The 25936-nt window shown below is 64.0% G+C and carries 27 protein-coding genes and 2 riboswitches; of the genes, 26 read left to right on the top strand and 1 reads right to left on the bottom strand.

Features of this window, described 5'->3' with window-relative positions; all coding sequences use genetic code 11:
- Positions 1 to 50: 50 nt before the first annotated feature.
- Positions 51 to 136, top strand: a riboswitch (cyclic di-GMP riboswitch).
- 82 nt (positions 137 to 218) lie between these two features.
- From AB1446_08200 to rfbD, 19 genes are all read left to right on the top strand, one after another.
- On the top strand, positions 219 to 959 hold the full coding sequence (locus AB1446_08200) for a flagellar hook basal-body protein (protein MEW6546881.1): 741 nt from the start codon (positions 219 to 221) through the stop codon (positions 957 to 959).
- Between the two features lie 25 nt (positions 960 to 984).
- A complete protein-coding gene (locus tag AB1446_08205; GenBank protein ID MEW6546882.1) occupies positions 985 to 1800 on the top strand; it encodes a flagellar hook-basal body complex protein in 816 nt (271 codons plus the stop codon).
- Positions 1801 to 1864: 64 nt separating this feature from the next.
- Positions 1865 to 2158, top strand: coding sequence for a hypothetical protein (locus AB1446_08210; protein ID MEW6546883.1), 294 nt, complete (start codon positions 1865 to 1867; stop codon positions 2156 to 2158).
- A gap of 177 nt (positions 2159 to 2335) precedes the next feature.
- Positions 2336 to 2439, top strand: a riboswitch (SAM riboswitch).
- Positions 2440 to 2486: 47 nt separating this feature from the next.
- Complete coding sequence (locus tag AB1446_08215; GenBank protein MEW6546884.1) at positions 2487 to 3530, top strand: methionine synthase; 1044 nt, start codon at positions 2487 to 2489, stop codon at positions 3528 to 3530.
- Positions 3531 to 3606: 76 nt separating this feature from the next.
- Complete coding sequence (gene metK, locus AB1446_08220; GenBank protein ID MEW6546885.1) at positions 3607 to 4827, top strand: methionine adenosyltransferase; 1221 nt, start codon at positions 3607 to 3609, stop codon at positions 4825 to 4827.
- A 72-nt stretch (positions 4828 to 4899) separates the two neighbouring features.
- Entirely contained in the window at positions 4900 to 5382 is a 483-nt protein-coding gene (locus AB1446_08225; protein MEW6546886.1) for a hypothetical protein, read from the top strand.
- 82 nt (positions 5383 to 5464) lie between these two features.
- Positions 5465 to 7069 carry a diguanylate cyclase gene (locus AB1446_08230; GenBank protein ID MEW6546887.1) on the top strand — a complete coding sequence of 535 codons (1605 nt, stop codon included), beginning with the start codon at positions 5465 to 5467 and terminating at the stop codon, positions 7067 to 7069.
- Positions 7057 to 7884, top strand: coding sequence for a ComF family protein (locus AB1446_08235; protein ID MEW6546888.1), 828 nt, complete (start codon positions 7057 to 7059; stop codon positions 7882 to 7884). Before AB1446_08230 ends, AB1446_08235 begins: the two co-directional genes overlap by 13 nt.
- A gap of 19 nt (positions 7885 to 7903) precedes the next feature.
- On the top strand, positions 7904 to 8365 hold the full coding sequence (locus AB1446_08240) for a MerR family transcriptional regulator (protein MEW6546889.1): 462 nt from the start codon (positions 7904 to 7906) through the stop codon (positions 8363 to 8365).
- A 23-nt stretch (positions 8366 to 8388) separates the two neighbouring features.
- Complete coding sequence (flgM, locus tag AB1446_08245) at positions 8389 to 8694, top strand: flagellar biosynthesis anti-sigma factor FlgM (GenBank protein MEW6546890.1); 306 nt, start codon at positions 8389 to 8391, stop codon at positions 8692 to 8694.
- A 32-nt stretch (positions 8695 to 8726) separates the two neighbouring features.
- Complete coding sequence (locus tag AB1446_08250; GenBank protein MEW6546891.1) at positions 8727 to 9230, top strand: flagellar protein FlgN; 504 nt, start codon at positions 8727 to 8729, stop codon at positions 9228 to 9230.
- Positions 9214 to 10656 carry a flagellar hook-associated protein FlgK gene (gene flgK, locus AB1446_08255; GenBank protein MEW6546892.1) on the top strand — a complete coding sequence of 481 codons (1443 nt, stop codon included), beginning with the start codon at positions 9214 to 9216 and terminating at the stop codon, positions 10654 to 10656. Before AB1446_08250 ends, flgK begins: the two co-directional genes overlap by 17 nt.
- Before the next feature lie 74 nt (positions 10657 to 10730).
- Positions 10731 to 11618 (top strand): flagellar hook-associated protein FlgL, encoded by an 888-nt coding sequence (gene flgL, locus AB1446_08260; protein MEW6546893.1) that lies wholly within the window; start codon positions 10731 to 10733, stop codon positions 11616 to 11618.
- A gap of 64 nt (positions 11619 to 11682) precedes the next feature.
- Complete coding sequence (gene fliW / locus AB1446_08265; GenBank protein ID MEW6546894.1) at positions 11683 to 12228, top strand: flagellar assembly protein FliW; 546 nt, start codon at positions 11683 to 11685, stop codon at positions 12226 to 12228.
- On the top strand, positions 12168 to 12437 hold the full coding sequence (csrA, locus tag AB1446_08270; protein ID MEW6546895.1) for a carbon storage regulator CsrA: 270 nt from the start codon (positions 12168 to 12170) through the stop codon (positions 12435 to 12437). The genes fliW and csrA overlap by 61 nt, the downstream gene beginning before the upstream one ends.
- Positions 12434 to 13456, top strand: coding sequence for a dTDP-glucose 4,6-dehydratase (rfbB, locus tag AB1446_08275; protein MEW6546896.1), 1023 nt, complete (start codon positions 12434 to 12436; stop codon positions 13454 to 13456). Before csrA ends, rfbB begins: the two co-directional genes overlap by 4 nt.
- Positions 13453 to 14520 (top strand): glucose-1-phosphate thymidylyltransferase, encoded by a 1068-nt coding sequence (locus AB1446_08280; protein MEW6546897.1) that lies wholly within the window; start codon positions 13453 to 13455, stop codon positions 14518 to 14520. The genes rfbB and AB1446_08280 overlap by 4 nt, the downstream gene beginning before the upstream one ends.
- 64 nt (positions 14521 to 14584) lie before the next feature.
- Positions 14585 to 15040, top strand: coding sequence for a dTDP-4-dehydrorhamnose 3,5-epimerase family protein (locus tag AB1446_08285; protein MEW6546898.1), 456 nt, complete (start codon positions 14585 to 14587; stop codon positions 15038 to 15040).
- A gap of 6 nt (positions 15041 to 15046) precedes the next feature.
- Entirely contained in the window at positions 15047 to 15913 is an 867-nt protein-coding gene (rfbD, locus tag AB1446_08290; protein ID MEW6546899.1) for a dTDP-4-dehydrorhamnose reductase, read from the top strand.
- Here rfbD and AB1446_08295 read toward each other — a convergent pair.
- Positions 15890 to 17191, bottom strand: a complete 1302-nt coding sequence (locus AB1446_08295) for a glycosyltransferase family 2 protein (protein MEW6546900.1) — start codon at positions 17189 to 17191, stop codon at positions 15890 to 15892. The genes rfbD and AB1446_08295 overlap by 24 nt on opposite strands.
- A gap of 58 nt (positions 17192 to 17249) precedes the next feature.
- On the opposite strand from AB1446_08295, the gene AB1446_08300 reads away from it, so the two are divergent.
- From AB1446_08300 to raiA, 7 genes are all read left to right on the top strand, one after another.
- On the top strand, positions 17250 to 19208 hold the full coding sequence (locus tag AB1446_08300) for a glycosyltransferase (GenBank protein MEW6546901.1): 1959 nt from the start codon (positions 17250 to 17252) through the stop codon (positions 19206 to 19208).
- Between the two features lie 138 nt (positions 19209 to 19346).
- Complete coding sequence (locus AB1446_08305) at positions 19347 to 20171, top strand: flagellin (GenBank protein MEW6546902.1); 825 nt, start codon at positions 19347 to 19349, stop codon at positions 20169 to 20171.
- A gap of 97 nt (positions 20172 to 20268) precedes the next feature.
- Positions 20269 to 22815, top strand: coding sequence for a glycosyltransferase (locus tag AB1446_08310; protein MEW6546903.1), 2547 nt, complete (start codon positions 20269 to 20271; stop codon positions 22813 to 22815).
- Complete coding sequence (fliD, locus tag AB1446_08315) at positions 22796 to 24160, top strand: flagellar filament capping protein FliD (GenBank protein ID MEW6546904.1); 1365 nt, start codon at positions 22796 to 22798, stop codon at positions 24158 to 24160. The genes AB1446_08310 and fliD overlap by 20 nt, the downstream gene beginning before the upstream one ends.
- Positions 24161 to 24293: 133 nt before the next feature.
- The gene (fliS, locus tag AB1446_08320) at positions 24294 to 24689 is read left to right on the top strand and encodes a flagellar export chaperone FliS (GenBank protein ID MEW6546905.1); all 396 of its coding nucleotides are present in this window, start codon (positions 24294 to 24296) and stop codon (positions 24687 to 24689) included.
- A gap of 117 nt (positions 24690 to 24806) precedes the next feature.
- On the top strand, positions 24807 to 25289 hold the full coding sequence (locus AB1446_08325; protein MEW6546906.1) for a hypothetical protein: 483 nt from the start codon (positions 24807 to 24809) through the stop codon (positions 25287 to 25289).
- A gap of 98 nt (positions 25290 to 25387) precedes the next feature.
- A complete protein-coding gene (gene raiA / locus AB1446_08330; protein MEW6546907.1) occupies positions 25388 to 25936 on the top strand; it encodes a ribosome-associated translation inhibitor RaiA in 549 nt (182 codons plus the stop codon).

Raw genomic sequence — 25936 nt, forward strand, 5'->3', positions numbered from 1 at the left:
GGAAGGATTTTTCGCGCAGGTGGCGAATACCACCAATAGTGCAATAGTTCCTCGCGAAAGGGCAAACCCGTCGAAAGGCGGGGGCGCAAAGCTACGGGTCTAAAACCCACGTGGTCATGACGGCCGGGCTGCCGAACGAGGTCCTTGTGTTATAGGAGGGCCTGCCTGGCGGCAGGCCCTGTTGTTCCGAGGACAGCAAGATTGGGGGGGGGGCGGGCATGCTGAGGGGGATCTATGCCGCCGGAGCTGGTATGGCGGCCGGGCTGGATCAGCTGGATGTAATCGCGGACAATGCGGCCAACGCCCAGACGCCCGGCTTCAAGGGCTGCATCCCCGTGGTGAAGGGTTTTCATTCCCTGTTGCTTTCTCGCGTACGTGATGGTCCTGCGGTAGAGGTGGGCGGCCTCTCGACCGGGGCCGCGGTAGAGGGGGCAGTGACGGACTTTACTCCCGGTCCCCTGCGGCCTGTGGAGGATCCCCTGGCCGTGGCCCTCACCGGGCCGGGATTCTTCGTGGTCCAGACTCCCGGCGGTGAGGCGTACACCCGCAACGGTATGTTCCGCCTGGATGCCGGGGGGCGCCTGGTTACCGGTACCGGTTATCCCGTCCTGGGGGAACGGGGGCCAGTTGCGGCCGGGCCGGACGCCTCCATCCTGGCCAGCGGCGAGGTGGTGAGCGGTGATCGGGTGGTGGATCGCCTGCGGGTGGTGGAATTTGCCCGCCCGGAGGGCTTGCAGCGCGTGGGGGATGGCCTGTTCGTGGCCGGGCCAGAGGCGGGGCCGCCCCGTCCCGCTGAAGCGGTCCTTGCCCCCGGTTTTGTGGAAAGCGCGAACGTAAACCCGGTGACCGAGATGGTGAGACTGATCGCTCTCCTGCGGGCTTACGAGGCCTGTCAAAAGGCCCTCCGGGTGCAGGACGACACCCTGGGGCAGGCGGTGCGCGAGATCGCCCGCATCTGATCGATGGGGGAAGGGGGAGGGTGCGATGCTGAGGGCGTTATGGGCGGCGGCGTCGGGGATGATCGCCCAGCAGACGGCGGTGGACGTCATTTCCCACAACCTGGCCAACGTAAACACCGCCGGGTTCAAGGCCAGCCGGGTGGAGTTTGGAGACGTGGTCTCGGGCAGCAATCCTCCCGCCGCGGGGGCCCAGATCGCATGGCCCGGATCTTCCCCCGGACAGCCGGCGTGGACGGGGCAGGCTGTGGCGGGGGCGGGCGTTGAGGGTGCGGGGGTCAGGGTGGTGGGCACCAGGCGTTCGTTTCTGCCAGGCCAGCTGGAGCAAACCGGACAGCCTCTCGACCTGGCCATCCACGGTCCCGGATTCTTCCGGGTGGAACTTGAGGGCGGCGAGACGTTCTACACCCGGTCCGGTTCCTTCCGCCTGGGGCCGGACGGGAAGATCTACACCTCGGAGGGGCACCGGCTGGCGGTGTCATCCTGGGACAAATCCGAGGGCGTGGATGCTGGTGCCATCCGGGTGGACCCGGACGGGCGCATGTGGGTGAAGGTGAACGGGAGCACTCGCCAATTGGGGGAGATCGTCCTGGTGACGTTCCCCAATCCCGCCGGGCTCCAGGCTGCGGGCGGGGGCCTGTACCGCGAGACAGATGCTTCCGGTAAGCCGCGGACCGGTGGAGAACCGGGGGAGATCTGGCAGGGATTCTTGGAGAGGTCCAACGTACAGGTGGTCGAGGAGATCGTCGGTCTCATCATGGCCCAGCGTGCCTACGAGATGAACAGCAAGGTGGTGCAGGCTGCCGATGAGATGCTGGGTATGGCCAACAACCTCCGCCGTTAGCCCCGCCGTCCTGCCTGCCGGGGCGTGCCGGCCGCCTGGTGCGGCGTGGTCCACGGCTGCTGCGATGGCGGGGTTCCGGCTGTCGGGTGCTGCGACCGCACCCGGGGGAACCCCGGCTCTCAGGGAGGTGTCTGAGGGGTTTGCCGCCATCCTGTGGGAGGAAGTGCTCAAGGGGTTCCAGAAAGCCATGGTCCCGAACCTGACGGGAATGGCCGGTGGTTCCGTCTACGCCGGGCTGGCCCTCCAGGTGCTAGCACGGGAGATGGCGCGCCAGGCTGGCCTGGCGGACTTCCTGTATCGGGCCCTGGCCGACCGCCCCCAGGAGGTTCGACGGGGGAAGGAAATCGCCCTCTCCTGAATAGAATATGGGTGGTTGCAGGTAGATAGCGTTGGTGACACCCCGGCGACCTCGAGTTCGCAGGGGTGTTCCCGGAGGCGGGCCTCAATACTCCCGGCCCAGGCTAGGGGCCCGCCTCAATTTATTGACAGGAAGCCCCCCGTTATGGTACCGTTAGGGCGCAACCGAATAGCGTGGCTCTTATCAAGAGCGGCGGAGGGACGGGCCCGATGAAGCCCGGCAACCGGCCCCGGCCGGGGCAGCGGTGCCAAGCCCTGCAGAGTCTTTCTGAGGGATGAGAGGTGCGCAACGCCTTAAACCTCTTCGGAAAGAAGGGGTTTTGCGTTTCATGACGGACGAGCGCCCGGGATCGATGGTAGCAACGGGGATAGGGAGCCTGCCCCACCGGCAGGTGGACGCGGCGGTGCGGGCGGTGCTGTCCGCATTCCCGGGCTTGCCCTACTGGCCGCAACTCCCCCGGCGCGCCCCGGAAGAAAACATGTACCGGCAGTTCCTCACCGGGATGCCGGGGCTGGTCGAGAGAAATGGTTCCCCGGCAGTGCCGGACTGGGACCAGTTCTGGAACGAACTGGGCGACCTGCTGGCCCGGTACACGGCGGGGGACGATTCCCCCGGTGCCATCCCTCCGGAACGGGCCGCCGGATTGTGGGCGCTGGCAGGGCAGGGAGAGAGGGTGGGGAAGGCTCTGGGCATCAAGGGGCAGGTGACCGGTCCGGTGAGCATGGGCCTTTCGCTCCCGGGGCCGGATGGTCGCCCCGTCCTTTACGATCCCCGCCTGATGGAGGCGCTGGTATCGCTGCTAGAACTCAAAGTGCGCTGGCAGGAGCGCTTCCTGCGGCAGATCCATCCCATGACTCTGCTGTTCCTCGACGAGCCCTACCTTGGCACGGTGGGATCTGCCTTCTACGCCTACGACGCCAGGCAGGCCCGGGAGTGGCTGGATAAGGTGCTGGGTAGCGCTAGCGGGCTGACGGGCATCCACTGCTGCGCCAACACGGACTGGGGCATGCTGCTGGGCCTGGACATCGACGTGATATCCTTCGATGCTTACTCCTACTTCGACAACTTCGCCCTGTACGTGCCTGCCCTGCGCGAATTCCTGGAGAGGGGAGGGTGCATCGCCTGGGGGATAGTACCGGCGGACGGTGAGGTGATCCGCAGGGAGTCGGCTGCTTCGTTGCTGGAGCGGTTGAAGGCCCAGATAGACGCGCTTGTCGCCGCTGGGCTCCCCCAGGACCGGCTGGTGCGCCAGAGCCTGATCACGCCCTCGTGCGGGTTGGGTTCGCTGACGGTGGAGGACGCCGAAACGGTACTGCGCGTGTGCGGGGAAGTATCGCGTTTGGCGCAGGAGAGGTTCCCCCTGCGCGTGTGAAGCCGAGGCAAGGTTCGGAGTGCGCGTGTGAGCAGGGCGGGAGTGCCCGCTTAACGCAAGGAAAGGAGGTCCCAAGGTGCCCCAGGGTCGTTACCTGTTCACCTCAGAGTCGGTGACTGAAGGCCATCCCGACAAGATCGCCGATCAGATTTCCGACGCCATCCTGGATGCTATCCTGGCTCAGGACCCGGACGCGCGGGTGGCCTGCGAGACGGCTGTGAAGACGGGCCTGGTACTCGTCTTCGGCGAGATTTCCACCGATTGTTACGTGGATATGCCCCACATCATCAGGGAAACGTTGCGCGAGATCGGATACACACGGGCCAAGTACGGCTTTGACTGCGACACCTGTGCCGTTCTCACCGCTATCGAAGAGCAGTCGCCCGACATCGCCCTGGGGGTTGATCGGGCGCTGGAGGTGAAACAGGGGGGTTCCGGTGACGAGCTTGACCTCACCGGGGCGGGTGACCAGGGCATGATGGTGGGATACGCCTGCCGCGAGACCCCCGAGCTCATGCCTCTGGCCATCTCGCTCGCGCACAAGCTGGCCCAGAGACTCGCGCGAGTGCGCAAGGAGAGGGAACTACCCTACCTGCGCCCCGACGGCAAGACGCAGGTGACCATCGAGTACGAGGACGGTATACCCCTGCGGGCCGACTGCATAGTGGTTTCTGCGCAGCACAAGCCCGACGTCCCACTGGCCGTGCTTAAGGAAGACATCGTCGAGCACGTGGTGCGGCCCGTGGTGCCTGCACACCTGCTCGACGACCGCACCCGCATCCTGGTGAATCCCACGGGCAGGTTCGTGGTGGGTGGCCCCCAGGGCGACGCGGGCCTCACCGGGCGCAAGATCATAGTGGATACTTACGGGGGATACGCACGCCACGGCGGCGGGTGTTTCTCCGGCAAGGATCCCACCAAGGTCGACCGCTCCGGGTCTTACTACGCCCGCTACGTGGCCAAGAACATCGTGGCCGCCGGTCTGGCCGAGAAGTGCGAACTGCAGGTGGCGTACGCCATCGGGGTGGCCCGTCCCGTGTCCCTGATGATCGACACCTTCGGCACCGCCGTGATCCCGGAGAGCCGCATCCTGGAACTGGTCGAGCGGTACTTCGATTTCCGCCCCGCCGCCATAATATCTCAACTGGACCTTCGGCGCCCCATATACCGCCAGGTGGCCGCTTACGGCCACTTCGGCCGCCCCGAACTGGACCTGCCGTGGGAGCGCACGGACCGCGCTGCCCTCCTCCGCGAGGCCGCTGCCATCGTGGACACCCCTACTTCGCGCACCTGCTGAGGGGCGAGCGTGTGGGCGGACGGGTCGGACCCTTCCTGGTGCATATAATGGCGGTGCCAGGGGGGAGAGGGCTTGTGGTGGCTCGTGGCCGCGGGTCTGGCGGTTTTGGGTCTGGTTTTCTGGCAGGCAGTGGTTGCCTGGTGGGAGACGAGGGGGTGGCCGGAGGGTGGCTACCCTCTGCTCATGGTGCTCATCCACGACCAGGCTGAGGTTGTGGAGGGTTTATTGCGGGCCGTGCTGCGCTTGCTGGCCTGGTCGGCGAGCGGGCAGAACTGGGATGTGGTGGTCCTGGACACGGGCTCCCGTGACGAAACCCCGGTCATTGCCCGCCGGTTGCTCTCGGACACGGGCGTCCCGTTTGTACAGACGGGAGGGGAATGGTGCCGGGTCGTGGAGGAAGCTGCCCACCGGGGGCGACCGGTGTTGCTGGTGCCCCTGGGGGAGAGCAAAACTCTCTGCCGGCTTCCGGGCGGGGTGGGGAGATTTCTGGGTGGCAAAAGCAGGATATTCTTTCCCGCTGGCGAATTACAGGATAAATGTAATGCGAGGAGTTGACCGCAGGTTGTCCGGCGGGGCGCCGGGGCACCGGATCTATGCTTGGGCGGTTGGCGTCGGGGGGGTTGCTGCGGCTGTGGTGGTGTCCGCACCGAGCTCCGGCACCGACCCGCTAATGTTGCTTTCTTTCATCGGCATGGGTGCCCTGGCGGAGTTCCTGGATGTGCGCCTGCCCACAGGGCTTCGCCTGAGCCTGAGCTTCGCTCCCGTATTGCCCGCTTTTCTCCTGCTGGGCACCGCCCAGGCCGCGTGGGTCAATATGGCATCCACTCTGCTGGGTAATGCTCTTCCCCGCCGGCGTCCGGCCTTCATCGCTGTGTTCAACATGGGGCAGTTTGCCCTCGCCTGTCTGGCGGCGGGCTTCGTGTACCGGGCTGCAGGTGGCACCGTGGGTCCGGCGGTGATGTTCCTGGCTCTCACTTACTTCCTGGTGAATCACCTCCTGGTCACGTGGTATGCGGGCTGGCGGGATGCAGGGGACATCAGGCGCGCGCCCCGGAAGGCCCTCGAGGTGATCCGGGGCTCGCTGCCGTGGGACGCGCTTAACTACCTGGTGACGATCCCGCTGGGGGTCAGCATCGCCAGCGCCTACCGGTTGCAGGGACTCCCTTGGGCTGTCCTGGTGTTCGTCCCGGTACTGGCGGTCGGGTATATTTTGAGGTTACACCTGGAACTGCAAGCGGCCCACCGTCGGCTCACCGTGATCCAGCAGGTGGGGCAGCAACTGAATGCCACCCTGGAACGCGAGCGTGTCCTGGACATGCTCATGCAAGCCATCCGCAGCCTGGTCAAGTGTGACGTGTGTGCCATTTTCCTGGGGGGCAGCGAAGACGGTGTCCTGCAACTGGCCCGTCTCGACCACCCTTATCCGGCCGGTTTCTCTCTATCCTCCCTCCGCCCAGGCGAGGGGGTTCTGGGACGCCTGGTCGCGGAGCGGCGGGCCGTGGTCACGAACGATGCCCTGGCGGCGGGGTGGGTGCAGGCCGACCCGGAGGACCCCGTCCCACCCCGGGGCGCGGCCGTGGTCCCGCTGCTGATGGATGAGGGCTTGCTGGGGATACTGTGGGTTTCTTCGGCAGAGCCGCGCGCCTGCTCGCCCCAGGAGTTGCAGGCCCTGGAGGTACTGGGGACGCAGGCAGCGGTGGCGGTACAGAACGCCACCCTGTACCGCAAGGCGGAGGAGCTTTCCGTGACCGACGGCCTCACCGGGCTGTTCAACCACAGGTATTTTACCCACCAGTTGCAGTACACCATAGGCCAGTGTCGCGCCCGGGGTGAGACGGTGGCCCTGGTGTACGTGGATTTGGACGACCTGGGACACTACAACGACACCTACGGTCACGTGGTGGGAGACGAGTTGCTGCGCGAATTCGGGCAGACCCTGCGTTCCGCCGTCCGGGAAATAGATGTCCCGACCCGGTACGGGGGTGACGAATTCGCCGTCATCCTGGCCGGCGCCTCCCGGGAGGAGGCACTGGCGGTGGCAGAACGCATCCGGGCGCGGGTGGAATCTCACGCGTTCCAGGGGCCGACCGGCCCGTTACGGATAACGGCCAGCATCGGAGTGGCTGTATTCCCCGAGGATGCCCAGGACGTCACCGACCTGGTGCGGGCGGCTGACCGGGCCATGTACGAGGCCAAGACTTTGGGCGGCAACCGGGTGATGTGTCCGTCGTGCCCACGCTGAGCGGTGAGCACCGGGAGCCCTGGTACGCGGCCGCCCGCCGCCTACTGGAAGGGGTTGACCGCCTGGTTTTCCCGCCGCCGGCCCGCTGCCTGGTGTGCGGCCGGGAGGGGCCATTCCCCGCCCATATCTGTGCGTCGTGCCTCATGGGCTGGCGCCGTGAGCTGGAGCATTCCTGCCCCTGCTGCGGCCGGCCCTCCGGCCCATCGGGTAGCCACGCGCCCTGGGGCCGGGCGTCTCTCGCCGGGCCTTTTTCTGCCAGGGCGGCGGAGTCGTCACGACCGGCCGGGCTGTGCCGGGAGTGCGGGTCGTACCCCGCACCCTGGGATAAGGTGCGGCCGGTCGGCCTGTATCGGGGTGCCCTGCGCGAGCTTATCTGCCGGTTCAAGTACGGGGGAGAGCGCTGGCTCGGTGCTCCCCTGGGTGAGATCATGGCGGGCGTGGGCCTGGCGACCCTTGCCCGGCCCGACTTCCTGGTGCCTGTCCCGTTGGGTGCGGGACGCTACCGGCAGCGCGGCTTCAATCAGGCCGAAGACCTGGCCCGCGTGGCGGGGCGACGATGGCGAGTTCCGGTGGTCAGGGCGCTCGCCCGCAGGCGACCCGGGCGGCGGCAGGCGGGGCTGGACCGGGCCAGCAGGTGGGAAAACCTGGCCGGTGTATTCGAACCCCTTATGGATTTGCGGGGAGCAACGATAACGGTTGTGGATGATGTAATGACCACGGGGGCCACCCTGGCTAACTGCGCCTGGGCCCTGCTTCAGGCGGGGGCAGGGCGCGTGGACGGCCTGGTACTGGCCACCGTCCCCGGCGAAGGTTGATGACAAGGGGTCGGCAGGCATGCAGGACATCCGTAACTGTCCCAGGTGCGGGCGCGTGTTCGTGTTCGGGGGCAGGGAGATCTGTCCTTCCTGCGTAGCCGAGGAAGAGGAGCAGTTCGAGCGGGTCCGTCGCTTCCTGCGGGAATCGCCGGGTGCCACTCTGGAGGAGGTGGCAGAGGCAACCGGCGCGCCCGTGGAGTTGATCCTCTCGTTCCTGCGCCAGGGCCGCCTCATCGCGACCGAAGGTTTGAAGGGTGTCCTGGCCTGCCAGCGTTGCGGGGCGCCCATCGACGAAGGGTACCTGTGTCCGGAGTGTTCCCGGGAGCTGGCCAGGGAGGTGGGGCGTGCAGCAGGCGGGGGGGTACCAGAAGAGCCTGCCCCCGATAACTCGCCGGCGCGGGGAGAGAACCTGCCTCGTGGCCGCATGCACGTGGCCGACCTCGTTAAGCGACGTCGCGAGCAGGACGATAAATATTCGTAGAGACCTCCGGGAGGAATATCCTCATGAAGATTTCCAACCGCCAGATCCAGAGCGTTATCGAGGCGTATCAAAAGCGCCTGGAGCGAGTGGACTCGGAGCCCCGGACCGGTGCTCCCCGCAGGCCAGGGTCACGGAGCGACCGGGTAGAGCTTTCTGCGGATGCGCAGGAGCTGGCCCGGTTGGCGCAACTGGTAAGGCAATTGCCCGAGGTTAGGGAGGACGTGGTGCGGCGACTGGCCGAGGCCCTGAAAGAGGGGACTTATCACGTGCCCGCCGGTGACGTGGCCGAGAAGATGGTGGCCAGATACCTGGCCGATCGGCTCCAGTGAGGTCCTGAGCGCCCGCGACGAGGTTAACAGCCATGGAAAGGGCCCTCGTGTCCCGTCTCATCGGGGTGCTGAAAGCCCACGAGGAGGTGTACACAGACCTCCTCAGCCTGGGCCGCAGGCAGAAGGAGCTGGTGGTCAAAGGTGACCTGCGCGGCCTGGAAGCCCTGCTCGAAGTGCAGCAGGCCCTTGTGCACCGCGCCGGCCTCCTGGAAGGAGAACGGGCCGAGGTGACGGAGGCCGTGGCCCGGACCTGGGGCGTCCCCGTAGAATCCCTCAGCCTGACCCGCATCCAGCAACGCTGCCGCGATAACGGGTGGCAGGAGGCGGACCGGCTGGCGGACCTGAGGGCTTCGCTGGAGCGGCTGGTCGCCGACCTGCACGAGGTCAATCAGGAGAACGCACGCCTGCTCAAGCGGGCGCTGGCGCTGGTAAGGCATACTCTGGATCTCATCCTGCCGGGTGGGGCCAGTCCGGGGTACAGTGCTATGGGTCACCGACGCCGGGATGTCCCCCGCGCGGTTGACCGCCACGCGTAAGGGAGTGACGGCGGTGCCCTCCACCTTCGACGGATTACATATCGCGCTGTCGGCGTTACGGGCTAACCAGAGAGCCCTGGAAGTGGTGGCCCACAACGTGGCCAATGCCAACACGCCGGGGTTTTCCCGCCAGCAGCCCGTCCTCGAGCCGGCTCGCCCTGCGCTGGCGCCCGTCCCGGGCGCTTCCTGGGGCACCTACCTGGGGCGGGGGGTACAGCTGGCCCAGGTCCGGCGCGTGCGTGACCTATTCCTGGACGCCCAGGTGCGCGCGGACCTGCAACTCCTGGGCCGCTGGGAAGTGCGCCGGGATGCCCTGGCCAAGGTAGAGGCCGTTTTCAACGAACCCTCCGACGCGGGGCTGCGTACGGTACTGGACGAGTTCTGGGCCAGCTGGCAGGAACTCTCCAACAACCCGGAGAGCCTGGCCGCCCGCGCCCTGGTCCGCCAGAAGGGGCAGGCGCTCGCCGACACCTTCCGCCATCTGCACCGGCAGCTATGGGATCTGCAGGCCGACCTGAACCGGTCCATCGCCATCAAGGTGGATGAGCTCAACAACCTGGCCCGCCAGGTGGCCAGCCTCAACGAGCAGATTTCCCTGTCGGCAGCCAACCGGCAGAGTCCCAACGATCTCCTGGACCGGCGGGACCTGCTCATCGAGCAGATGGCGCGCCTTGCCGACCTGCAGGTGCAGTTCGACGAACAGGGCGTCGCCACGGTGGCGGTGGGCGGCATGGTGCTGGTGGATCGCTTCCGGGTGGCGCGGATGGAGGTGCAGGCCAACCCTGCTGCCCCCAACCAGAGCCGGGTGGTGTGGGATACCGGCATGCCGGTGAATCCGGGAGGCGGCGAACTGCTGGGATACCTGGAGGCGCGCGAACACATCGTACCCGGCCTGATGGCCGATCTGGACGAACTCGCCGTCACCCTCCGCGATCAGGTGAACGAGTTGCACCGGGAGGGCTTTGGCCTTCCCCTGGGTTCTTCCAGCCCGCACGGGTATGACTTCTTCGATCCCGATGCGACCGCGGCCAACATGGGCCTGGCCTATGAAGTGAGGCAGGACGTGCGTTACATAGCCGCGTCCACGGCAGATGGCGTCCCCGGCAACGGGGAGAATGCCCTCAAGATAGCAGGCTTGCAGCGGCAGAACATCATCGACCAGGGCACGATCGATGATTTCTTCCGCTCGGTGATCGGGACCATCGGCGTCATGGCCCGGGAAGCGACCAGGCTCAGTGAGAACCAGGGCGTCCTGTTGCAGCAGATGGAGCACCAGCGCCAGTCGGTGACGGGCGTATCCCTGGACGAAGAGGTGACCAACCTCATAAGGTACCAGCATGCATATGCCGCCGCGGCACGGGTGGTCACCACGCTGGACGAGATGCTGCGTTCCCTGATCCAGGACACCGGCCTGGTCGGCCGCTGACCATTGCTTGCGGGCGCCCGGGCGTTGGCTGATCGGGCAAACGTGGGGGTAGCCACGGTCAAGGGGGTGCCGGGTTGCGGGTAACGACGGGGATGATGATCGACGGGGTGCTGGCGGACCTGCGCAGTACCTGGTCCCGCCTGGCCCGCTACGAGCGCGAGCTATCTTCAGGGAAGAGGCTGCTGCAGCCTTCGGATGACCCGGTTGGCGTGGTGCGGTCCCTGGGGCTGCGCAGTGAACTGAACCGGATCAACCGCTACCTCGCCAACGTGGACGACGCCCGCAACTGGATGGACATGACCGACATGGCGCTGGGCCAGGCCGGCGACGTGCTGCAGAGGGTGCGCGAGCTGGCCGTGTCCACGGCGGGCACGGTGCCCCAATCCACCCTCCAGGCTGCCCGCGCGGAGGTCGCCCGCCTTCTCGAGCAACTGATCGAGATTGGCAACACCTCTTACGGCGACAGGTACATCTTTGCGGGCCAGAAGACCCTGACCGCGCCCTTCAGCCTCACAGGGGACCCGGCCGCTCCTGTGGACTACAACGGTGACAGCAGCCCGATATTGCGTGAGGTTGCCCCGGGTACCACCATCCCGGTTAACCGCCCGGGAGACGGTGCCATGCGGCAGGCGATCGTGATGGTGGCCAATTACCTCGATGCACTGGATGACGCTATCGGTGGCGCTCCTCTCTCATCCGACGTGCTGGCACAGCTTGACCGGGCCCTGGACGGCATCCTTGAAGAAAGGGCCCAGGTGGGAGCTGATGGCCATCGCCTGGAGATGACCCGTTCGCGCCTGCAGGATAGCGTCTACCAGCTCACCGCCCTCCTCTCCGAGACGGAGGATGCTGACATGGCGGAAGTAATCGTGCGACTCACCAGTACGGAAGCCGCCTATCGTGCTGCCCTGGAAGCAGGAGCCCGCATCATTCAGCCCAGCTTGCTCGACTTCCTGCGCTAGCATTGGCCCGTCGGAGGGGGATCGCGCGCGTATACAAACGATGCTGCCCGTGGGGTGACAAAGGATGCGAGTGCTGACCCGGAGATTCGGTATCCTGAAGGTTCCGGAGGAACTGGTGTGGCGGTGGCCGGTGCCACTGCCCGGGTTCCCCCGTTCGCGGGAGTTTGTGCTCATCGATGACGAAAAGGCGCGTCCCTTCCTGTGGCTGCAATCCCTTAACGAACCCGAGGTAGCCTTCGTCATCGTCGATGCCGGGCTGGTGGCTCCCGGCTACGATCCCTGTCTGCCCGAAGGGGAGATCACCTGCCTGCAGCTCTCTCCGGGTGCCAGGCCCATTCTGTACGCCATCGTCACCGTGCCGGAGGACCCCCGGCAGTCCTGGGTTAACCTGCGCGCGCCGCTTGCCCTCAATGCGTATGCACGGCTGGGGCGGCAGGTAGTACTTTCGGACGAAGCTTACTCATTCCGCCACCCCCTTTGGGAGGCAGTGGACCGGTTGAGCGAGTCATCTCGCCAGGGACGGTACGAGAGCCAGGGAGGGCGATTGTTGTGCTGGTCCTTGCCCGCAAGCTCCACCAGAGCATCCTTATCGGCGATACGGTCCGCATAACCGTACTGGAAGTACGCGACGGCCAGGTGCGCCTGGGCATCGATGCCCCCCGCGACGTTTCCATCCTGCGTGAAGAGGTAGTGCACGCCGCCGCTGCCAGCAACCGGGAGGCATGCGCCGGAGGAGCGCTTACCGGGGAAGCCGTGGAAGGGGTGGCAGCCCTGTTGCTGCAGTCCTTGTCCGGGGAAGAAAGGGGCGGGGGGCAATGAGGGTGCTCGTCACCGGGGGTGCTGGCTTCATCGGCAGCAACTTCATCCGGTACTGCCTCGCCCACCACTCCGACTGGGAACTGGTCAACTTCGACAAACTGACATACGCCGGGAACCTGGAGAACCTGGCCGGCATCGACGAATCCCGATATTCGTTCGTGCGCGGAGATATAGCGGATCCCGCGGCGGTGGAAGGGCTTTTTTCGCAGCCGTTCGACGTAGTGGTGAACTTTGCCGCCGAGTCTCACGTGGACCGCAGCATCCTGGATTCCAGCCCGTTCTTGCGCACCAATGTGCTGGGGACACAGGTGCTGCTTGAGGCTGCCAGGCGGCACGGGGTGGCCCTGTTCATCCAGGTGTCAACGGACGAGGTTTACGGGTCGCTCGGGGAGGAGGATCCCCCTTTCAGCGAGGGCAACCCGCTGGCACCCAACAGTCCGTATGCCGCCAGCAAGGCGTCTGCCGACCTGCTGGCGCGGGCCTGGTGGAGGACTTACCGCGTACCGGTAGTGGTAACCCGCTGCTGCAATAATTTTGGACCCTACCAGTTTCCGGAGAAGCTCATCCCCCTGGTCATCACCAACGCTCTCCAGGATCTCGCGGTGCCGGTTTACGGGGATGGCCGGAACATCCGGGACTGGATACACGTCGAGGACCATTGCCGGGCTCTCGATCGCATCATCCAGGCGGGCAAGCCCGGGACTATTTACAACATCGGCGCGGGATGTGAGGTGCGGAACATCGACCTCGTTCGGACCATCCTTTCCTTGCTGGATAAACCCGAATCTCTGATACAGTATGTGCCCGACCGGCCGGGCCACGACTGCCGCTATGCGGTTGATTCCTCCCGGATCAGAAGGGAGTTGGGATGGACTCCGACCCGTTCCCTCCAGGAGTCCCTGCCCGACGTGATTGCCTGGTATGTGAGGAACGAGGGCTGGTGGAGGCGGGTCAAGAGCGGGGCATACCGCGATTATTACGAAGCCGTTTACGTGCGGCATTGGGGGGAAGCCACGTGAAGGGGCTGGTTTTGGCGGGAGGGAAGGGCACCCGGCTGCGGCCACTCACCTACACCATGCCCAAGCAGTTGGTCCCCGTGGCGAACAAGCCCATTCTCCATTTTGTAATCTCGCAGGTGGCCGAGGCCGGTGTGCGAGAAGTGGGCGTTATCGTGTCACCGGAAACCGGGGATCTGGTGAGGGCGTCCCTTGGCGATGGGTCACGTTGGGGGGTGCGGGTCAGTTACATAGTCCAGGACCGCCCGGCCGGGCTGGCTCACGCCGTCAGGACGGCTGCTCCCTTTCTGGGCTCGGACCCCTTCTTGATGTTCCTGGGGGATAACCTCATCGAGGGCGGCGTCAGCGCGCTGGTGCGCGAATTCCGGGATACGACAGCGGACGCGGCCCTGTTGTTGAAGCAGGTCACGGATCCGCGCGCCTTCGGCGTGGCAGTGGTCGATGAGGGCGGTCGGGTGGTCCGCCTGGTGGAGAAGCCCCGCGACCCCCCGAGTGAGCTTGCCCTGGTCGGGGTCTACGTGTTTTCCTCCCTCATCCACGAGGCCATCTCCCGGATCGGGCCCTCATGGCGGGGGGAGCTTGAGATTACCGATGCCATCCAGGAGCTGATCAACCTGGGGGGAAAGGTCCGGGCCCGGCAGCTGGAGGGCTGGTGGCTGGATACGGGCAAGAAGGATGATCTCCTGGAGGCCAACCGCATCGTGCTCGACCATTACGCGTCGAGGCACATCGGGGGTGACGTGGACGGGGAAAGCCAGGTGGTGGGGCGGGTCGAGGTGGGAGAGGGTGCCCGCATCCGCCGCAGCGTGGTGCGGGGACCGGCGGTGATTGGGCCCGAGGCTGAGCTAGAGGACTGTTTTGTGGGGCCGTTTACCGCCATCGGCGGCCGCAGTAAACTCCGAGGGGTTTCTATCGAGCACTCGGTCGTCCTGGAATGCTGTGAACTCAGGGACGTGGGCCCCATCGAAGACAGCCTGATCGGGAGAAACGCCCGTGTGGTGCGCGCCGACAACCGGCACCCTGCGCTGCGCCTTTTCCTTGGGGACGAGGCACAGGTGGCGGTATGAGGCGTGCGTCCGTCCTGGTCAGGCGCCGATGGGGACAGACGCGTGCGGGACGGAGGGATCGGGCGTGATAGCAGGGGTAAAGGTGAAGCCACTCGTCCGTCATGCGGACGACCGGGGCTTCTTCCAGGAAGTGGTCAGGGCTGATGAGGGGATCCTGCCCCGCTTCGGCCAGCTTTCCATGGCAAAGACCTACCCCGGGGTGATCAAGGCTTTTCACTATCACGAAAGGCAGGACGACCTGTGGTTCTTTCCCGTGGGTAATGCCCAGGTGGTGCTCCACGACCTCAGGGAGGGCTCCCCGACCTACCGCCAAACCGATGTGTTCTACATGGGCGAGGACAATCCCATGGCACTCTTCATACCCGCTGGCGTGGCCCACGGTTACAGGACTCTGGGGGAGAAGCCGGCGATCCTGCTCTATGTAACGACCGAGTCGTATGACCGGGAGTGCCCCGACGAAAAGCGGATCCCCTACGACGATCCCGGTATCGGCTTCGACTGGAGCACCAGGATGAGGTAGGCGCCCATGGGGAAAGTGATGGTGACCGGTTCGCGAGGGATGTTGGGTCGGGCGGTAGTAGCAGCATTTTCTGCCGCGGGCTTTGATGTCGTGGCGCTGGATCACGGGGCGCTTGATGTGACCGATCTCAGCGCGGTCCGGAAGGTAACGACCGAATTGAGACCGGGGTTGGTGGTGAACTGTGCCGCTTACACCGACGTGGACAGGGCCGAATCAGAGTCCGCCCTCGCCATGTCGGTAAATGCCCTCGGGGCAAGGAACGTGGCTCTGGCGTGCCTCGACGCCGGTGCCCAGCTGGTGCACATCAGCACCGACTACGTGTTCTCGGGTAATAAGGGCGAACCGTACAGCATCTGGGATCCCTGCGATCCCATTAACACATATGGCAGGAGCAAGGCCTGGGGTGAGTACTACGTGCGCTCCCTACTGCCCCGTTCCTACATTATCCGCACCAGCTGGCTCTTTGGGCCGGGCGGCGACAACTTCGTGGCCACCATGTTGAGGCTCGCACGCGACGGGGAGACGATCCAGGTGGTGGAGGACGAGCAGGGTTGTCCCACGTTCACCGAAGACCTGGCGGGTGCCATGGTGGATTTGGTCCGCACCCGGGCTTTCGGCACTTACCATATCACCAACTCCGGATCCGTCACCCGCTATGGGTTAGCCTCCCTGGCCGTCGCGTTGGCAGGGCTGCCCGTTCGGATTCAGCCCGTGGCCAGCGGTGAATTTCCCCGGCGGGCGGCTCGGCCGCGCAACTCCGCCCTTGACGCATTCCCGTTGCGGGAGACCATTGGTCACTTGCTTCCCGACTGGCAAGATGCCGTTCGCCGGTACGTGATTGGGCTCACTTCAACAGGAGTCGCCCAGAGTTAGGGCTTTGTACCCCCGGCCTTTGACTGTCTCGAGCATACGTTGTTCCCACCGATCGGATAGGAACAGATGCGCGACAAGGCTGGCGAGGTCAGGTTTTACCAGGCAGGTTCCCCATGCCCCGATGGCGCCGATGTTTGGAGCCAGTGTGAGGCTGGCCAAGAGTTCGAGGATCAGGTCATCGGGTACGCGGGTTGGCCTGCTCCAGAAGAGGACCGCATCGCACCCAGCCAGGGCTGCGGAGATGGCTCTGGGAAGATCTGCACTTGGAACAGTTCCTGGTTGTGTGCAACCTTGGTTACAGAGACCTTTGTCTTTACTCGGCGGCGAAGCAGTGTCTGACCGGAGGTCTTCGTGTGCGATGATAACTTTCGTTGGCCATGGTCGTTCACGGGAACAATGCTGCGTTGGCGGGGAGTTCGCAGACAGCACAATAAGAAGGCCGCCGATAGGTCCTAGTGACTTGGTTACGGTTCCCTCCCGTTGTTCGTAACGGACGATGAGGCCGTCCTCAAGGTAGATGCGCGTATCATCCGGTGATGTCCGTCCAGACCACCTGGCGTTCAGGATGTCGAGGTTTTCCCTGAATTTGCGGAACCGTTCCGGTCCGCTGACGGATTCGTGGTGAATGAGCTGGGCCCAGGGCGTGTAGACCACCCGGTAGCCCTTTTCCCGAAGACGCAGGCAGAGGTCCACATCCTCGTACCCGTTATAGAACTGCTCGTCGAATCCTCCGACCTGAAAGAACACATTGCGTGGGATAAGGAGGCATGCTCCGGTCACCGCCTGCAGCTCGCGTGGTTTATTCACGAGGGGGTGGAGGGTGTCGAAGCGATAGTAAAGATGGTAAGGGGCCAATCCGCCGCTCGTCGCGTCGAAACCTATCACGACTCCGGCATGCTGCACTGTATTGTCGGGGAACAGGAGTTTGCAGCCTACGGCCCCGAGCTGGTGTTCCGTGGTTGCCACTCTCAGCAGGTTTTCGAGCCAGCCTGGTAATGGCTCCGTATCGTTGTTGAGGAATAACAGAAACTCCCCTTCCGCGACCTGAGCACCAGTGTTACAAGCCCGTGCAAAACCCTGGTTTTGGGGGTTAAGGATAACCTTTACGTCGCCTTCTAAATCCTTAAGCAGTGTGCGCGTTGCATCGGTTGAACCATTGTCCACGATAATTACCTCGTAGAGATGGTCGGGCGTATTGGTGGCAAGGGCTTCAAGGCAGCGCCTGGTGTAACCGACCTTGTTATATGTGGGAATGATGATTGATACTTCGTACTTCAACCAGGTCCCCCCGGACTATATCGTTGCTGGTGCTACAGGTGGACAGAGGTGATGCATCTTGGACGCTGCGTATTACGGTAACAGCAGGCCTGAGGTTCAGAGGTTGGTCCCGCCCCATGCAAGGCGCATACTTGACGTGGGTTGCGGGTGGGGCCGCCTGGGAGCTGAGCTCAAGGCATCCGAACCGGGTCGGGAGGTAACGGGAGTCGAACTGGTGCCGCAGGTGGCCGAAGTAGCACGGCAGCTTCTTGATCGAGTGCTTGTCGGGGACATAGAAGAGGTAGTGGACCAATTGCCACGCCGGTATTTCGATTGCGTCATATTGGCCGACATCCTCGAACACCTGCGGGACCCGTGGACTACCTTGGCGAGGCTGAGCGCGGCTCTGCAGCCAGGGGCGACGTTCGTGGCGAGCGTTCCCAACGTGGCTCACTGGTCTGTAATCCGGGGACTAATCGAGGGAGAATGGCGTTACCAGGACGAGGGGCTGCTGGATCGCACCCACCTGCGTTTTTTCACCAAGAGCAGTATCAGAGATATGTTCGAGCAGGCGGGATGGAGGGTGGTAGAGATTGAGGCACTGTCAAAACACGATGGGGGTAGCCTGCCCCTCGGGGTGATAGAAGAGCTGAACCGTGTCGGGGTGAGGGCTCAGCGGTTGCTCAAGGAAGCCTACGACTATCAGTACCTGGTGCGGGGCTGCTACCCGGGCGGGGTCTCGTGCGTGCTCACACCCCAGCTGGTGAGCATTGTGCTCCCTTGCTGGAACGGTGCGGAGTACACCCAGGGTTGCGTGGAGAGCATATTTGCCAACACTGACTGGCCCTTTGAACTTATCGTGGTGGATAACGGATCGACGGATGGTACCGTCACTTTTCTGGATAGCCTGGCCTCCAAATACCCCAATGTGCGGCTTGTCCTAAACAAGGAAAACCTGGGTTTTGGGTTGGCCTGCAACCAGGGCATGGCTCTTGCTCGCGGCCAGTACGTGGTTCTCCTAAACAACGATACCGTCCTGACGGAGGGCTGGCTGGCCCGCCTGATATCTCATGCAGAGGCGGATTTGCAGGTTGGGATAGTAGCCCCTCGGTCTAACTGGGTGGCGGGGCCACAGTTAGTGGGTCGGGTGTCATACGGCCCTGAGCTTGCTGCACTTCCAGACTTCGCGCGAAATTGGCAGAAAGCTCACTTTGGCCGCCGGCGGTATGTAGACAGGGTAGTAGGGCTGTGCATGCTCATCAAAAGGGAGGTTCTTGAGAAGGTGGGGGGATTCGACCCTCGCTTCGGAGTAGGTAATTTCGAGGATGATGATTACTGTCTGCGGGCCCGTATGGCCGGCTACCGCATTTGCATCGCGGACGACGTGTTCATTCATCATTTTGGGCATCGGACTTTCCTAGGCAATAGGGTGGACTACGACGCCCTGATGCAGCGGAACTGGGAACGCTTCTGTCGGAAATGGGGTATTCGTGCGGACGGACACGGTGCTTATTCTGCACACGACATCGCGGCTCGGCCGCGGCCAGAGCTCCTATACATTCCGCTCGATCTCGGGCAAGCATTGCACCCCAGTGGTGGGCCCCTGTCGTTGTGGCCGGAGGACAGGTTTTCTTTTTTGGCGTTTCCCGATTGGTCGGATCCCGCGTCGCGGTGGCCCGTCATCCTGCGGAGCTTCTGCCGTGCTTTCGCCCCCGGAGATAAGGTCTGTCTGGTGTTACGTGTCGACCCGGCCGAGGTGCCGTCTGTGAAGGCAATAGTGCAGGCCGTTGTGAAAGAAATCCATGGCGCCGGGCTGGACCCCGACGAGATTCCAGATGTTGTTATCTGTGACGACAACCTGGACTGGGAAGAGTTGAAGCGCATGTTCTGCGGTGCGCGCGCGTATGTTCCCTGTGGCGAGCTTGAGCAAGGGTTGCACAGTTATCAGGCCCAGCTGTGTGGACTCTCGGAACCATCCGGCGTTTCGCCGGAAGCGTTCCGGAGGATTGTCCCACCGGGCTACCTGCTCACTTCTTAACGGCGGTCCGTTTTGCCTCGATGATTAACGTGGGGTGCGCACTCAGCGGTGCTCCGACCCAAGCGGCCGCAGGTCGGAGCGAGGAGCGGGCGCGGAGACAGGGAGGTCCCGCAGGGAACTTCAAGGAGGAAGCGCCGAATGGGGCTCAGGATTAACAGTAACATCGAGGCCCTCAACGCCCACCGGCACCTCAGCGCCACAGCTGCTCGGCTGGCCAAATCGATGGAGCGCCTGTCATCGGGCATGCGCATCAACCGGGCTTCCGACGACGCAGCGGGCCTGGCCATAGCGGAGAAGATCATGAGCCAGGTGAACGGACTTAACCAGGCGAGCAGGAACGCGCAGGATGCCATTTCCCTGGTGCAGACGGCGGAGGGTGCGCTCCAAGAGACCCACAGCATCTTGCAGCGCATGCGGGAGCTGGCGGTTCAGGCTGCTAACGATACCCTGACGGAGCAGGACAGGCAGGCCATTCAGCAGGAGATTGACAACCTGCTGGCTGAGATCGATCGTATTGCCACTACCACAGAGTTCAACACGAAGAAGCTGCTGAACGGTGACGTGGCCACGACGCCGCTTAGCTTCCAGGTGGGAGCCAACGCAAATCAAGTGGTCACACTCACCATTGCCACCGCAAACAGGACGTCTATGACATTGGATGGCCTGTCGGTCAGCTCTGCTACGTCGGCAAGCCAGGCCATAGTGAGCCTGGACGAGGCGATCAAGTATGTCTCCAACGTACGGGCCAACCTGGGTGCCATGCAGAACAGGCTCGAGCACACCATCGCCAACTTGGGCGTAGCCTCGGAGAACCTGCAGGCTGCCCATTCACGCGTTCGCGACGTGGACATGGCCGCCGAAATGATGCAGTACACCAAGTTGCAGATCCTTCAGCAGGCAGGTACTGCCATGCTGGCTCAGGCAAACCTGGCTCCCCAGGCCGTCCTCAAGCTCCTTGGTTAGCTTGCCGGGGGCAGCCGGCGACAAGGGGTAGGGATCGCACGACGGGGGTGGCCGGCCGGCACAGTCGGCCGGCCACCACTCATAGGGGGCGGAACCAGTGAGGATAGCCTACCTGATTGAGAAGGAGTCGATGACGGAAGTTGTGTCACGGACCGTGGTAGGGCAGTGCGCCCTGCTTGCCGGGCGCGGGCACGAGATCTGGATTCTGGCGCCGGGGGACCGCCCGGACTGGGTGCCCGCGGGTGTACAGTTCCATAAGGTGGGTCGCTGGGTTTTTGCCCTGGCGTTCGATCTCCTGGGTCAGTGCGATGCCGTCGTTGCTACGCATCATTCGCAGGCGGCCGTGGCAACAGATGTGGGGACGGCTGCGCCCTTCCTTATCCTACCGGAGGAGGCCTTGTTCGGCAAAAGGCTGGCTCCGGAAGTCGAATTGATGGAGACTCTCAGAGGTTTGCCGGTGGCGGTGCTGACTACGTCACTTGCTGTACGGGAATGGGTTAAGCAAGTTGGCGCGAGGTACCCGGTTTACGTTTGCGACGAGTTCCCGGTGTCCGGGGTTGAGGGCGGCGGGGGATGGGACGGGGCCAAAATTGAAGACGCGTTGGTGCAAGGGATCAGATGGCACCAAGAACGTGTGCCGGCCTTCTCGTCCTTAGGTCTGGCCATGATAGTGCGCGACGAGCAGGAGAACCTGCGACGGTGTCTGGAGAGTGTGCGACCCATCGTGGACCAGATCGTGGTGGTCGACACTGGTTCGTGCGACAACACCGTTGCTGTAGCTGAGGAGCTGGGAGCCGAAGTGGTGAGGCATGACTGGCGCCAGGACTTTGCGGCAGCCCGTAATGCTTCATTGGCCCGCCTGTCAACCGATTGGGTGATTGTGCTGGACGCCGACGAGTGCTTGACGGCATCCTCTTACCCGGTGATCCGCAGAGCAATTCTGAACCCATCTGTCGATGGGTTCCTGCTGGACATAATCAACGTAACCGGAGAAATTCTGGTTTCGGGGGCGCTCGTTCATAGCTCGGTGAGGCTCTTCCGCCGCCGGTCAGGGTTTCAGTACGAGGGCTGCTTGCACGAGCAGGTAGCCCCCTCCATCCTCAGGAACGGTGGGCGCATCAGGCCCTTGCCAGGTGCATCCATACTGCACTACGGCTATCTGGGGGCCATGGTGAGTGCTCGCGACAAGAAGCAGCGCAACCTCGCTATCGTCCGCCGGCAGGTGGAGGAGGACCCGCGGAACGCTTTTGCTCACTTTAACTTGGGGATGGAATGCCTGCGCCAGGGTGACAGGCCAAGGGCGATAAAGGCCTTTCGGCGATCGTTCCGACTGTTACCTGGCCTTGACGCATCCTATGCTCCTGCCTTGCTCAAGAACCTGGCTGCCTGCTTGTTGGAGGAAGAAAAGTATCAGGACGCTTCTGCACTTCTGGAACTCGCGGAAGAGGTTTACCCCGACTACGTAGACCTGGCTCTCCTGCGGGGTATCGCTTTGAATCGGATGAAGCGGTACGAGGAAGCACTGGTGGTACTGGAAAAATGCGTCGAGAAGGGCGAAGCCCCCGCCTTGTACATGACGCAGGTCGGTGCCGGCAGCTTCCTGGCCCGCATGGCCATGGTAGAAGCATACTTGGGAATGGGCCGGTTTGACGAAGCCGCCGAGAACTACCGGGTGGCGAGCAGGGAAATGGTTGAGCGATTGGGAGGTACCATCGCGGAAGGTCGGCCAAGATCTTCGGGCAGGGCTGCGTCTTGCTGGATAGCGGCTGAGCGACTGGTGGGAGAGGGCGACCTATCAGGAGCCGTTGCAGCTTACCGGGAACTGATGGATCCCGAGGTGAGGCAAGAGCTGTTGCCAACTCAGTTGGCCGCGCTGTGGCAACGCAAGATCATCCTTGAGCTGGTCGCGGGGGATCCCTCCGTGGCGCGGCAAGATGTACGACTGTTGCGTGGTGTCAACCCGAGAGGTGCGGACGCTTGTGCGGCACTGCTCAACCTGTTGCTCGAGGAGGTAGACCCGCAGAGACGGGAAGTTCTGGCTACGGCGGGTGGGGTCGGCGAAGCCGAACTTGACCAGCCAGGATTTGTTGCCAACCCTGAGCTCTGTTGGGAGGACGTGGTCGTCCCGCTGACCACACTCCTGGACACGGGACTGAGTACCTGGTTTGCTAAGGCGTGCAGGTGGCTGGCCTCGGGATCCATGCAGGAGGCAAAACTGAATCTGGAACTGGGCAAGTTGTTTTTTCAGCGGGGCTGTGACGAGGCCGCTGCTCAGTACCTCTTAGCGAGTGCCAGGGCTGGGGTGGCTGACGCCGCAGGCTTCTGGCAGCTAGGCGAGTTAAGTTCCCGGCACGCACTGCCCGCCGACGCGAGGGTCTTCTACCGCCAAGCTATAAGGCAGGCGCCGAAAGTCCCGCGCTACTGGATATCACTTGCTCTTTCGTACCATGATGCGGGCAGAGACCGCGCGGGTTTACGCGTCCTGAGTCTGGCCCGGCACCATACCGGGGGCGAAATTATCCAGGCTACGCGGATGGCTTTGGAGATCAGCAGCCGGCTGACCTCGCGCGCAGAGCCCCCGGGGGGCCAGCAGGGCTTGGGGAGGCCGCAAGGAGGTGGTATGGGTGAGCGTACCAGTGTTTAACGTAAGTGGGCTGGCAACGGGGCTGGACTGGCGGAAGATGATCGACGAGCTGATGGCCGTTGAGCGGCGGCCGATTCAGGCGTTGGAGCAGCGCAAGAGCCGTCTGGAGGCGGTAAAGAAGGCCTGGAGCGATCTGAGGCTGGCTCTGCAGGGCGTCGACACCAGGCTTGATCCCTTCTTTGTCAGCACCACCTTTCAGGCGCGCGTGGCAGTGTCATCTTCGGAGACGGTGTTGAAAGGCACTGCCTCCGCGGGGGCACCCATGGGCACCTATGCTATCAGCGTCCAGAAGCTCGCCCAGGCGCAGGTGGTGGCCTCTTCTGCTCAATCCCAGGGTGCGCTCGGACTGGCCGGCAACTTCACCGTGAACGGGCAGACGATCTCCGTGGTCACCACCGACACAGTGGCCACCATCAGGGACAAGATCAATTCAACCCCTAATGTGGGCGTTACCGCATCGGTTGTGGACACGGTGGTCAGTGGCGTGACGAAGAGTATCCTGGTCCTGAAGAGCAACACCACCGGGACGGCCGGGGCAATGACCCTCACCGAAGACTCAAGCCAGGTGCTGACTACCCTGGGTGTGCTGGTCAACGGTAGCCCCAATGTGCAGGTGGCGGCGCAGGATGCGGAATTCACGGTGGATGGTGTGGCGGTGACGAGCGGTAGCAACACGGTGACCACGGCGGTGCCGGGGGTGACGCTGGAGTTGAAGGGAGCCGGGTCGGCCACCCTGGAGGTGAAGGCGGACCTGGACACCATGGTGGGCAAGGTCAGGGACTTCGTTAACGCGTACAACGATGCCTTGGCCAAGCTGCGCCAGTACCTGGCCAACCAACCCGGGATGGCCGGGCCACTGGGCGGGGATCCCACTGCTCAGGGGATAGAGCGACAGTTGCGGCAGCTGGTGTACGACGCCGTACCGGGCCTTCCTGGGGATATTGACAGCCTGTATGACATCGGGATTTCCACTTCGGACCGTACCGGGGCCCTCACCATCGACGAAACCAAGCTCAGGGAAACCCTCTCGTCCCGGCCCGACGACGTGGCCACGCTGTTTTACTCCTCTGACGGAGCGATAAAGAGTGTGGCTGAGAGGCTCCGGGACGCCTTCCGGTTGTGGGTGCAGGCCGGCACGGGGGTGGTTTCCACCCGGGAGTCGGGCCTGGATGACCAGATCCGTGCCATGGCGGACCGGATGGAGGTCCTCGAGGACCGGCTTAAGTTGCGGGAAAAGAGGCTGCTGGAGCACTTCGTGAATCTGGAGCGGAGCCTGGCGGTGCTGCAGAGCCAGGCTGCCTGGCTGGAGCAGAGGCTCGCCGCCCTGCAGCCGACACCACGGTAGAATCGGAGGGCGGGGGCAATCAGCCGGGCGGTTACCGCGCAGGCGGAGGAGTGAGGCTGCAGCCGGCGGTCCGGCGGAGTGACGCCAAAGTGGCCACGGATCGAGGATGCATTTGACAGCGGGAGGGAGAGCGGTGAGCATTTCCACGGTGCAGGAAGGGAGCAGGTACTACCGGGAGATGCAGGTGCAGACGGCCAGTCCGGCGAAGCTGGTGTGGCTGATGTTTGACGGGGCGGCCCGGTTCACCGCGCAGGCCCAGAAGGCTGCGCAGGCGGGTGACCTGGAGGAAGCCCACCGCAACATCGTGCGCGTCCAGGACATCGTGGACGAACTCGATTGCGCCCTGGACATGCGGGCAGGTGAGGTGGCCCGCGCCCTTGAGCGGGTGTACGCATTCGCCCGCAGCCGCCTGCTGGAGGCCAACCTGCGCAAGGATCCGGAGTTGCTGGGCGTGCTGAAGGGGATGTTCGAGGAACTGCGTTCGGCGTGGGACCAGGCCATGCGCGCTGCACCCGCGAAGACCGTATAAAGTTAGTTGGCAGCGCGGCAGCAGACGGGGAACCTGGCTGTTGCGATTCGCGGCGGGAGACGGGGGTTCAGCTGCGAAGCAGGGCAATGCCCGGTAGGAGGCGGGAGGTGAGCGCGCTTGCCGGTGTCACGCGCCGAACTAGTCCGCTACCGGCGCCTGCTCGAACTGGCGCAGGCCCAGAGGGATGCCGTCCTGGCCGGGCAGTTTGGCGAGTTGCGGGAGATCCTGGCCGAGAGGCAAGCCCTGCTCAGCGGATGGCCAGAACCGGGCAGCGAACAACCGGATCCTTCCGCCGCCACGGAGCCAGGACGTGCAGGTTCGGGTGATCAAGAGGGGTCCGGCAGGCTTCCCCGCAGGACGGGCCCCCCGGTGGCGGGTGAGGAGGCCGGAGGAGATTCGCCTGAGCTCGCGGAGGAAGCCCGCGAGCTTCTTCGTGCCGTCCTGGAAGTGGACCGGGATTGCCAGCGCCTGGTGGCCGAGCGACTGAAGGGTGTTGAAGGGGATCTGGCTGCTACGCGTGCGGCCCTGCAGGGGAGCCGGGCTTACCGGCTCTGCCTGCAGGCGGGCAGGGTTTCCCGTGTTTTAGACGAGCTCAAATGAGCCGTGGATGGGATCGCGGGGCAGAGGGCGGGCGGGAGGATTTGATGGGCGGCCCGCTAATACTACTTAGTGATAGCGGGTGGGAAAGGGGAACAGGTATGGAGATCACGGTACGGGGGAAGAACCTGGAGGTCACTCCGGCCCTGCGCCAGTACGCAGAGAAGCGGATGTCCAAGATCGAGCGGTTCTTCGATGATGTCCCCGTGAGCGCGCACGCGGTGATCAGCACGGAAAGGGGTCGCTACATCGTTGAGGTGACGGTCTCGGTGAACGGTATCCTCCTGCGGGGGGAAGAGGCCACGGGTGACGCCTTCGCCTCAGTGGATCTGGTACTCGAGAAGCTGGAGAAGCAGATAGAGAAGTTTAAGACGCGCATCAACAGGCGCCTGCGGCTGGCCCGCAAGGCGGCCGAGCGGGCAGAGGTGCCCGTGCCCGCTGCTGAACCCGTCGAGGAGGAAGCGGAGCGGCCGCGGGTCGTCCGGGTGAAGCGGTTTTCTTTCAAACCCATGACCGTGGATGAGGCCATCCTGCAGATGGACCTCCTGGGCCACGATTTCTTCGTATTCACCAACGCAGAGACGGATCAGGTGAGCGTGGTTTATCGGCGTCGTGACGGCAACTACGGTTTGATAGAACCGGAGTTCTGA

This window comes from Bacillota bacterium (assembly GCA_040757085.1).
In the GTDB taxonomy this organism is placed as follows: domain Bacteria; phylum Bacillota; class Sulfobacillia; order JACIYH01; family JACIYH01; genus JACIYH01.